This window comes from Actinophytocola sp. (genome assembly GCF_050699915.1).
Classification (GTDB): domain Bacteria; phylum Actinomycetota; class Actinomycetes; order Mycobacteriales; family Pseudonocardiaceae; genus Actinophytocola.
In genome coordinates this window covers 1-10,751 of record NZ_JBOHGA010000208.1, presented here as the reverse complement: position 1 = coordinate 10,751, position 10,751 = coordinate 1, and the positions used below count along the sequence as shown (strand labels likewise).

Below are 10,751 nucleotides of genomic sequence, written 5' to 3'. Positions count from 1 at the left end.
GTGCCGGCCGGGGACGCGCGGGCGGTCGCCGGCGCCACGCTGGTCGCGCTGCGGTCCTGGTTGGACAGTGACGGCATCCGGGTCTTCCTGACGCGCGGCGCGATCGACGGGAGCGACCCGGCCGCCGCCGTCGCCTGGGGCATGGTGCGCTCCGCGCAGCTCGAGTACCCGGGCCGGTTCGTCCTCGTGGACACCGACGACGATCCGGCGTCCACGGCGCTGCTGCCCGCGGTCACCGCGGCCGAGCCGCAGCTGATGCTCCGCGCGGGCACGGCGTACGCGGGCCGCCTCGCCCGTGTCGCGCCGGATGTCGAACCGGCCGCGTGGGATCCCGACGGGCTCGTGCTGATCACCGGCGGCACCGGCGGTCTCGGCACGGCGCTCGCCCGGCACCTGGTCGAACGACACGACGTGCGGCACCTGCTGCTGGTCGGCCGCCGCGGCGAGTGCTCCGCCGACCTGTCCGAACTGGACGCCGACGTCACGGTCGCCGCCTGCGACGTGTCCGACCGTGCCGCCCTCGAGGAACTGCTGGCGGGTCTCGACCGGCCGCTCACCGCCGTCGTGCACGCCGCCGCGGTTCTCGACGACGGCGTGCTGGCCTCCCTGACACCCGACCGCGTGGACGCGGTGCTCCGGCCGAAGGCGGACGCCGCGTGGACGCTGCACGAGCTCACCCGCGACCACGACCTAGCCGCGTTCGTCATGTTCTCGTCCGTGGTCGGCACGCTGGGCGGCGCGGGCCAGGCCAACTACGCGGCCGCGAACGCCTACCTCGACGCGCTCGCGGTCCACCGGCACGCGCTCGGGCTGCCGGCGCTCTCGCTCGCCTGGGGCCCGTGGTCGTCCGAGGTCGGCGGGCTGACCCGCGACCTGACCGACACCGACACCCGGCGCATGGCCCGGGCGGGGCTGCGGGAAATGGATCCGGACCACGGACTGCGACTGTTCGACACCGCCCTGGCCACCGGCGCCCCCGCGGTCGTGGCGGCCCCGCTGGACCTCCCGGCGATCCGGGATTCGGGTGAGGTGTCCGCCGTGTTCCGCGGCCTCGTTCGCCCGCGCGGCGCGCACCGGACGAACGCCACGGCGAGTCGACTGTCCGAACTGGACACGAACGACCGCGCCCGGGCCGCGCTCGACCTGGTGCGCGGAGCGGCGTCGTCGGTGCTCGGCGACGACTCGGTCGACCGCATCGACGCCGACCTGACGTTCAAGCAGCTCGGGTTCGACTCGCTCACCGCCGTCGAGCTGCGCGACCTGCTGAGCAAGCGGTCGGGACTGCGGCTGTCGCCAACGCTCGTCTTCGACCATCCGACCGTGTCCGGCCTCGCCGAGCACCTGCTCGACGAGCTGTCCGGCAGCCGGGTCGAGCAGTCACCGCCGGTCGTCACCACGCGGTCGACCGCCGAGGACCCGATCGTGATCGTCGGGATGGGGTGCCGGTACCCCGGTGACGTGTCGTCGCCGGCAGACCTGTGGCGCCTGGTCTCCGACGGCGTGGACGCGGTGACCGACTTCCCCACCGACCGCGGCTGGGACCTCGACGCCCTCTACCACCCGGACCCCGACCATCCCGGCACCTCCTACACCCGCCGCGGCGGCTTCCTCCACGACGCCGCCGAGTTCGACGCCGACTTCTTCGGCCTCAGCCCCCGCGAGGCACTCGGCACGGACGTCCAGCAACGCCTGCTGCTCGAGGTCTCCTGGGAGGCCGTCGAACGCGCGGGCATCGACCCGAAGTCGTTGCGCGGCAGCCGGACCGGGGTGTTCGCCGGCGTCATGTACAACGACTACGGCCGGGTGCTCGACGGGGCCGAGTTCGAGGGCTACGTCATCAACGGGAGCTTCCCGAGCGTCGTCACCGGCCGCCTGGCATACACGTTCGGTTTGGAGGGGCCCGCGGTCACCGTCGACACGGCGTGCTCGTCGTCGCTGGTCGCGATCCACCTGGCGGCGCAGGCGTTGCGGTCGGGGGAGTGCTCGCTGGCCTTGGCCGGCGGCGTCACCGTCATGTCCACGCCCACCTCGTTCGTCGAGTTCTCCCGCCAACGTGGACTCGCCGCGGACGGGCGGTGCAAGGCGTTCTCCGACTCCGCCGACGGGGTCGGCTGGGCCGAGGGCGTGGGGATGCTGGTGCTGGAGCGCCAGTCCGACGCTCTCCGCAACGGCCACCACATCCTCGCGACCGTGCGCGGCTCCGCGGTGAACCAGGACGGCGCCTCCAACGGGCTGACCGCACCCAACGGCCCGTCACAGCAGCGGGTCATCCGCCAGGCCCTGACCGCCGCTGGACTGTCCACCGCGGACGTCGACGTCGTCGAGGCGCACGGCACCGGCACCACGCTCGGCGACCCGATCGAGGCCCAAGCCCTGCTGGCCACCTACGGCCGGCACCGTGAAGTCCCGATGCTGCTGGGCACGATCAAGTCCAACCTCGGCCACACCCAGGCCGCCGCCGGCGTGGCGGGCGTGATCAAGATGGTCGAGGCCATGCGGCACGGCCGGCTCCCGCGCACCCTGCACGCCGACACGCCCTCGTCCCATGTGGACTGGTCGACCGGCGGGATCGAGCTGCTCACCGACGACACCGCCTGGCCCGAGGTCGCGCGCGCACGCCGAGCCGCGGTGTCGTCGTTCGGGATCAGCGGCACCAACGCGCACCTCGTCGTCGAACAGGCGACCGCGCAGGAGGCACCGACATCCCCAGCGACCGGCGCCGTGCCGCTGGTGCTGTCGGGCGCGACCGTCGACGCGGTGCGGGCCCAGGCGGAGCGGTTGGCGACTCACCTGGAGAACTCAGCCGAGATCGGGCTCTCCGACGTGGCGTTCTCGCTGGCGACCTCCCGTGCGCGGTTCGCGCACCGGGCCGCGGTCGTGGCCGAAGATCGGGACGTCGCGGTCTCGCGACTACGCATGCTCGATGTCGACGATGCGCCCGCTCCGGTTGCCGGCAGGACCGGGTTCTTGTTTGCTGGTCAGGGTTCGCAGCGCTTGGGCATGGGCCGAGGACTGTACGAGCGGTTCCCGGTGTTCGCCGGGGCGCTCGACGCCGCCCTCGCCGAGCTGGACCCCGGGCTGCGAGAGGTGATGTGGGGCCAGGACGCCGACGCGCTGAACCAGACCGGCTGGGCCCAACCCGCCCTGTTCGCCTTCGAGGTCGCGCTGTTTCGGCTCGTCGAGTCGTGGGGGATCCGGGCGGACTACCTGGTTGGGCATTCCATCGGGGAGATCGCCGCCGCGCATGTGGCCGGCGTGCTGTCCCTGACCGACGCGGCAACCTTGGTCTCAGCCCGGGCCCGACTCATGCAGGCCCTCCCAGCGGGCGGGGCGATGGTGTCCTTGCGGGCCACCGAAGATCAGGTCCGCCCATTGCTCACCGAGCGCGTCGACGTCGCCGCCGTCAACGGACCCACCTCGGTCGTGATCGCCGGCGACGAGACCGACGTGCTCGCGATCGCCGAACAGTTCGGCCGGTCCAAGCGGCTGCGCGTCTCCCACGCCTTCCACTCCCCACTCATGGACCCCATGCTCGACGAGTTCCGTCACGTCGTCGAAGGACTGACCTTCCATGAGCCCACGATCCCCATGCTGTCCCCGGTGGACACTCCGGACTACTGGGTCCGCCACGTCCGCGACACCGTCCGCTTCGCCGACCACCTCCAACAACTCGACGCCACCCACTACATCGAGATCGGGCCGGACAGCACGCTCACCGCCATCGCCCAGGAAACCCATGTCGGCGTCTTCGTTCCCCTCCAACACAAGAACAACGACGAACAACACACAATCGCCGCAGCACTCGGACAGCTCGAGCCCGACTGGGCGGCCGTGTTTCCCGGCGCCCACCGGGTCGACCTGCCCACCTACGCCTTCCAGCGCCGGCACTACTGGCCCACCGCCACGCGCCCGCTGCTCGACACCACCGTCGACCTGGCCGGCGCGCCCGGCGAGACCCTGCTCAACGGCACCCTGTCGACCCGGACGCATCCGTGGCTGGCCGGCCACCGGGTGCGCGGCGCGGTCGTCGTGCCCGCCACGGCGTTCCTCGAGCTCGCCGCCCAGGCCGGGGACCACATCGGCTGCGCACACCTCCGTGAGCTGACCATCACGAACCCGCTCGTCCTCCCGGAGGACGGGGCGGTCGAGGTACAGCTGCATGTCCGCGCGGACGACACCGGCACGGGCGAGCTCACCGTCCACTCGCGTCCACAAGGGATGGACGAGTGGGTCCGGCACGCCGCCGGCTACCTGACGTCCGACCCGGTCGACGCCGACTTCGACCTCGTCGAGTGGCCGCCCGCGGCCGACCCGGTACCGATCGACGACCTCTACGAGCGGCTGGCCGACGACGGGTTCGACTACGGCCGCGCCTTCCGCGGCCTGCGTGCGGCGTGGCGGCGCGACGGCGACGTCTTCGCCGAGGTGACGCTCGACGAACCGAACGGCCGGTTCCGGCTGCACCCGGCGCTGCTCGACTCCGCGCTGCGCGCCACGGCGTTTCTGGAGCCAGGGGAGCGCGGCGCGCTGCCGTTCTCCTGGACGAACTTCACGCTCCACGCGACCGGCGCCACGGCCATCCGCGTGCACCTGTCCGTGCTCGACGACAACGCGGTGCGCGTGCGGGTGGCGGACACCGCCGGTCGCCCGGTCGCCTCCGCCGGCTCGCTGGCGCTGCGCCCGATGTCGGCCGGCCCGACCACGCACGACTCCCTGTTCGCCCTGGACTGGGTACCGGTCCCCGTTGTGGAAGGACGTGACTCCAATGCCGTGGTGGTTCCACTGGACGCTGCTGGTGGTGTGGTCGATCGCGTACACGTGTCGACAGCATCGGTTCTGGAGCACCTCCAGGGCTGGCTGACCGGCGAGGACGCGCGCCCGCTCGTGTTCGTGACCCGCGGGGCGATCGGCGGTACGGACCCCGCGGCCGCGGCGGTGTGGGGTCTCGTGCGATCGGCGCAGGCGGAGCATCCCGGGCGGTTCGTCCTGGTCGACACCGACGACGACACTCTCGTCGACGCCGCGGTGGCGACCGGCGAGCCACAGCTGTTGATCCGCGACGGCGAGGTCCGAGCCGCTCGCCTTGTCCGGGTCGTTTCGTCCCCGGCAGCGCACGAGTGGACGGGCCCGGTGCTCGTCACGGGTGGCACCGGCGGGCTGGGCGCGCTGGTCGCCCGGCACCTCGCCACCGAGCACGGCGTTCGCGAGCTCGTCCTCACGAGTCGGCGCGGTCCCGACGCACCGGGTGCCGCCGAGCTCGCGGCCGAGCTGGCGGAGCTCGGCGCACACGCTCAGGTCGTCGCCTGCGACGTCGCCGACCGGGACGCGGTCGCCCAGCTGCTGTCCGAAGTGGACGTCTCGTCCATCGTGCACGCGGCCGGCGTGCTCGACGACGGCGTGCTCGGTTCGCTGGACGCCGGTCGGCTCGCCGCCGTGCTGGCGCCGAAGGTCGACGCGGCCTGGCACCTGCACGAGCTGGCGGGCGACCTCGACGCGTTCGTCCTCTTCTCCTCAGTCACCGGCACGCTCGGCGGCGCCGGGCAGGCCAACTATGCGGCGGCGAACGCGTTCCTCGACGCGTTGGCCGAGCACCGGCGGGCCCGGGGCCTGCCCGCGACCTCGCTCGCCTGGGGACCGTGGACGCGCACCGCGGGCATGACCAGCACGCTGACCGACGCGGAGCTGCGCCGGATCGCCCGTGCCGGCATGCCGCCGATCGACCCGGCCGACGGCCTCGCCCTTTTCGACGCGGCGGTCGCCGCCTCGGTCCCGAGCGTGGCGCCGGTGCACCTGGACCTGGCGGCGATGCGTGCCCGGGACGAGGTCCCGCACGTCCTTCGCGGGCTGGTGCGCCAGCCGGTCCGGCGTTCCGCGGGAGTGGCGGGCGGGGCCACGGAGCGGCTCGCCCGGCTCGACGAAGCACAGCGCCGCGCCGCACTGCTCGACCTCGTGCGGGGGCAGGTCGCGCAGGTGCTGGGGCACGCGGGGCCGGCCGAGGTGGATCCGGCCCGCGCGTTCCAGGACCTCGGGTTCGACTCGCTCACGGCGGTCGAGCTGCGCAACCGGATCGGCTCGGCGACCGGACTGACGCTGCCGGCCACCCTGATCTTCGACTACCCGACCGCGGGCGACCTGGCCGGCTACCTGGACGGAGAGCTGTCCGCCGCCGGTCCGGTCTCGCACGCGCCCGCCGTGGCCGCACTCGTTGACGACCCGATCGTGATCGTCGGCATGGGCTGCCGCTACCCGGGCGACGTGTCGTCGCCGGAGGACCTGTGGCGCCTGGTGTCCGACGGTGTCGACGCGGTGTCCGAGTTCCCGTCCCGCCGCGGCTGGGACGTGGCGGCGCTCTACGACCCGGACCCGGGCCACACCGGCACCTCGTACACGCGTTCCGGCGGCTTCCTCCACGACGCCGGCGCGTTCGATGCCGGCTTCTTCGGGCTCAGCCCGCGGGAGGCCCTGGCGACGGACGTGCAGCAGCGGTTGCTGCTGGAGGTGTCGTGGGAGGCGGTGGAGCGGGCGGGGATCGACCCGAACGCGTTGCGTGGCAGCCACACCGGCGTATTCGCGGGTGTCATGTACAACGACTACGCGTCGCTGCTGTCCGGCGCCGAGTTCGAGGGGTACCAGAGCAGCGGGAGCGCCGGGAGCGTGGCGTCGGGCCGGGTGGCGTACACGTTCGGGTTCGAGGGGCCCGCGGTCACCGTCGACACGGCCTGCTCGTCGTCGCTGGTGGCGATCCACCTGGCGGCGCAGGCGTTGCGGTCGGGGGAGTGCTCGCTCGCCTTGGCCGGCGGGGTGACCGTGATGTCGACACCCACGTCGTTCGTGGAGTTCTCGCGTCAGCGTGGGTTGTCGCCGGACGGGCGGTGCAAGGCGTTCGCCGACTCGGCCGACGGTGTGGGCTGGGCCGAGGGCGTGGGCGTGCTCGTGTTGGAGCGCCAGTCCGACGCCGTCCGCGACGGACACCGCGTCCTCGCGGTCGTGCGCGGCTCGGCGGTGAACTCCGACGGCGCCTCCAACGGGCTCACCGCGCCCAACGGGCCCGCCCAGCAGCGAGTCATCCGGCAAGCCCTGACTCAGGCCGGTCTGTCCACTTCGGACGTCGACGTCGTCGAGGCACACGGGACCGGCACGCGGCTCGGAGATCCGATCGAGGCGCAGGCCGTGCTCGCGACCTACGGGCAGGACCGTGCGGCGCCGCTGCTGCTGGGGTCGGTCAAGTCGAACATCGGGCACACCCAGGCCGCGGCCGGCGTCGCGGGCGTGATCAAGATGGTCGAGGCGATGCGGCACGGTCGGGTGCCGCGCTCGCTGCACGCCGAGGACCGGTCGTCGCACGTCGACTGGAACGCCGGCTCGGTCGAGCTGGTCGCGGACGGGGCGGCCTGGCCCGAGGTCGGTCGGGCGCGGCGGGCCGCGGTGTCGTCGTTCGGGATCAGCGGTACGAACGCGCACCTGGTCATCGAGCAAGGTCCGGCCGGCGACGACGCACCGACCGAGGCGGCCGGCCCGGTGCCGTTGGTGCTGTCCGCGAAGACGCCCGACGGACTTCGTGCGCAGGCCACTCGCCTGCGGGATCACCTGGCGCGGCGGCCCGAGCTGGGGCTCGTCGATGTCGCCGCTTCGCTCGCCACTCGTCGCGCCGCGTTCGATCATCGAGCCGTCGTGGTCGCGGAAGACCCGGCTCCGGCCCTCGCGGCACTGGGCGACGGGGCGACAGACCCCGGTCTGCTGACCGGTTCGATCCGCGAGGGTAGGACGGTCTTCTTGTTCGCCGGTCAGGGTTCGCAGCGCTTGGGCATGGGCCGGGACCTGTCCGAGCGGTTCCCGGTGTTCGCCGAGGCGTTCGACGTAGTGCTCGCCCAGCTGGATCTCGGTTTGCGGGAGGTGGTGTGGGGCGACGACGCCGACATGCTGAACCAGACCGGCTGGGCTCAGCAGGCGTTGTTCGCCTTCGAGGTCGCGCTGTTCCACCTAGTCGAGTCATGGGGGATTCGGCCGGACTACCTCGTCGGCCACTCCATCGGCGAGATCGCCGCCGCACACGTCGCCGGCGTGCTGTCGCTGACCGACGCGGCCACCCTGGTGTCCGCACGTGCTCGGCTGATGCAGGCGCTTCCCGCTGGTGGGGCGATGGTGTCCCTGCGTGCCACCGAAGACCAGGTGCGCCCGTTGCTCACTGAGCAGGTGGGCATCGCAGCCATCAACGGACCCACGTCAGTCGTGATCTCCGGAGATGAAGCCGAAGTGCTCGCGATCGCCGGCCGGTTCGAGCAGACCAAGCTGCTGCGTGTCTCCCACGCGTTCCATTCGCCACTGATGAACCCGATGCTCGACGAGTTCTGCGATGTCATCGCTGGGCTGACCTTCCATGAGCCGACGATTCCGATGCTGTCGCCTGTGGACTCACCGGAGTACTGGGTCGGTCATGTCCGTGACACCGTCCGCTTCGCCGATCACCTTCAGCAGTTGACCGAGGTGAGCCGTTTCGTCGAGGTCGGGCCGGACAGCACGCTTACCGCCATCGCTCAGGAGACCCGCGATGGTGTCTTCATTCCTCTGCAACACAAGGACCACGCCAATGCAGTCGGCAGGCTGTTCGTCGCCGGCTTCGAACTGGACTGGGCCGCGGTGTTCCCCGCGGCCCGGCAGGTGGACCTGCCCACCTACGCGTTCCAACGCGAGTGGTTCTGGCCCTCGCCGGCGCCGCCGGCCGGTGACGCGAACGCCCTCGGCATCGAGCCCGCCGCGCACCCGATCCTCGGCGGGAGCGTGGCGCTCGCCGACTCCGACGAGCTGTTGTTCACCGGCCGGCTGTCCGCGTCGGCCCACCCGTGGCTCGCCGAACACGTCGTCCAGGGCGCGACGATCGTGCCGGGCTCGGCATTCGTCGAGCTCGCCCTGCGCGCCGCAGACGAGGTCGGCTGCGGCCACCTCGCCCGACTGACGCTCGGCACGCCCCTCGTCGTGCCCGAGCAGGACTCGGTCCGGCTCCAGGTGCGGGTGAGCGGCACCGAGGGCAACCGCACCGTCGGCATCTACTCCTGTGTGGACGGACGGACCTGGGTTCGGCACGCGACGGGCGAGCTGGCCGAGGACCGACCAGAACCGGGGGCGCACCTGACCGAGTGGCCGCCCGCCGGCGCCGCCCGGGTCGACCTGACGGACTTCTACGACGAGCGGGCCGCGGACGGGTTCGAGTACGGCACCCTGTTCCAGGGCCTTCGCGCGGCCTGGCGGGACGGCGACCAGCTGTTCGCCGAGCTTTCGCTGCCGGCCGGCGAGGACGCGTTCGGCATCCACCCCGCACTGCTCGATGCCGCCCTGCATGGCGCCCGCCTGCTCGGACTCGACGCGCGCGGCGTGCCGTTCGCCTGGGAGGGTGTGCGCCTGCACGCCACCGGCGGCACCGAGCTTCGCGCCCGGCTGACCCGCACCGCGGCGGACGCCATCGCCATCGACCTCGCGGACGCGACCGGCGCGCCGGTGTGCTCCGTCGGCTCGCTGACGGTACGGCCGATGCCCGACATCCGGCCGTACGGCGCGGACGACTTGTACCGCGTCGACTGGATGCCCGCGACGACATCCGAGACCGAGGCGTCCGGCCAGGACACGGCGGTCGCCGTGCCGGCCGACGGCCAGACCGTCGACGCGGCCCATGCGGCGGCCGAACACGTGTTGACGCGGATCCAGGACTGGCGGCCGGCCGAGCAACCGCCGGGCGCCCGGCTGGTGTTCCTGACCGAGGGCACTACCGACGGGACCCACCCCGCGGCCGCCGCGGCATGGGGACTCGTGCGGTCCGCGCAGGCCGAGCAACCCGGCCGTTTCGTCCTCGTCGACACCGACGACACCGATGCCTCCCGCCACGCACTGCCGTCGGCGCTGGGCACAGCCGAACCGCAGCTGCGGATCCGGGACGGCGAGGTGTGCGTCGCACGACTCACCCGCGTCATGGCGGAGGGTCCGACCGCGTGGGAGTCCGACGGAACGGTGCTGATCACCGGCGGGACCGGGGGACTGGGCCGCCTGGTGGCACGGCACCTGGTCACCGAGCACGGGGTCCGCCGACTGTTGCTGCTGAGCCGGCGTGGCGGCGGAGCCGAGCTGGTCGAGGACCTCGCCGCCCTCGGTGCCGAGGCGCGCGTGGTCGCCTGCGACGTCGCCGACCGCGCGGCGCTCGCCCGGGTGCTGGACGGCGTCGACCTGTCCGCCGTCGTGCACACGGCGGGCGTGCTCGACGACGGGGTGGTGGAGTCGTTGACTCCCGAGCGGCTGGCCGGAGTGCTGCGCCCGAAGGTCGACGCGGCGTGGCACCTGCACCAGCTCACCGCGGGGATGGACCTGTCGGCGTTCGTGCTCTTCTCGTCCGTGGCCGGCACGTTCGGCAGCGCCGGGCAGGCCGCGTACGCGGCCGCCAACTCCTTCCTCGACGCGCTCGCCGCGCACCGCCGGACGGCGGGCCTGCCGGCGACGTCCCTGGCGTGGGGGCCGTGGGCTGCTGCCGCCGGCATGACGAGCACCCTGACCGACGGCGACCTCGAGCGGATGTCGCGGGCCGGCCTCGTGCCGCTGGCGCACGAGCACGCGCTCGCGTTGCTGGACCTGGCCGTCGGCGCCGACGAGCCCGGGCTGGCGCCCGTCCGGCTCGACCTGCCGGCCGTGCGCGCCGGCGGCGAGGTGCCCGCCCTGCTGCACAGTCTCGTCCGGCCGCCACGTCAGCGCGGTGCCGCCGTGTCGCTGAC

1 protein-coding gene is annotated in these 10,751 nt (G+C 73.0%); it reads left to right on the top strand.

Translation table 11 applies throughout. The features are described 5' to 3' along the window. Nucleotides 1–10,751: SDR family NAD(P)-dependent oxidoreductase (locus tag ACRDSK_RS27125; protein WP_431444144.1), on the top strand; the 10,751-nt coding region annotated here is incomplete at both ends.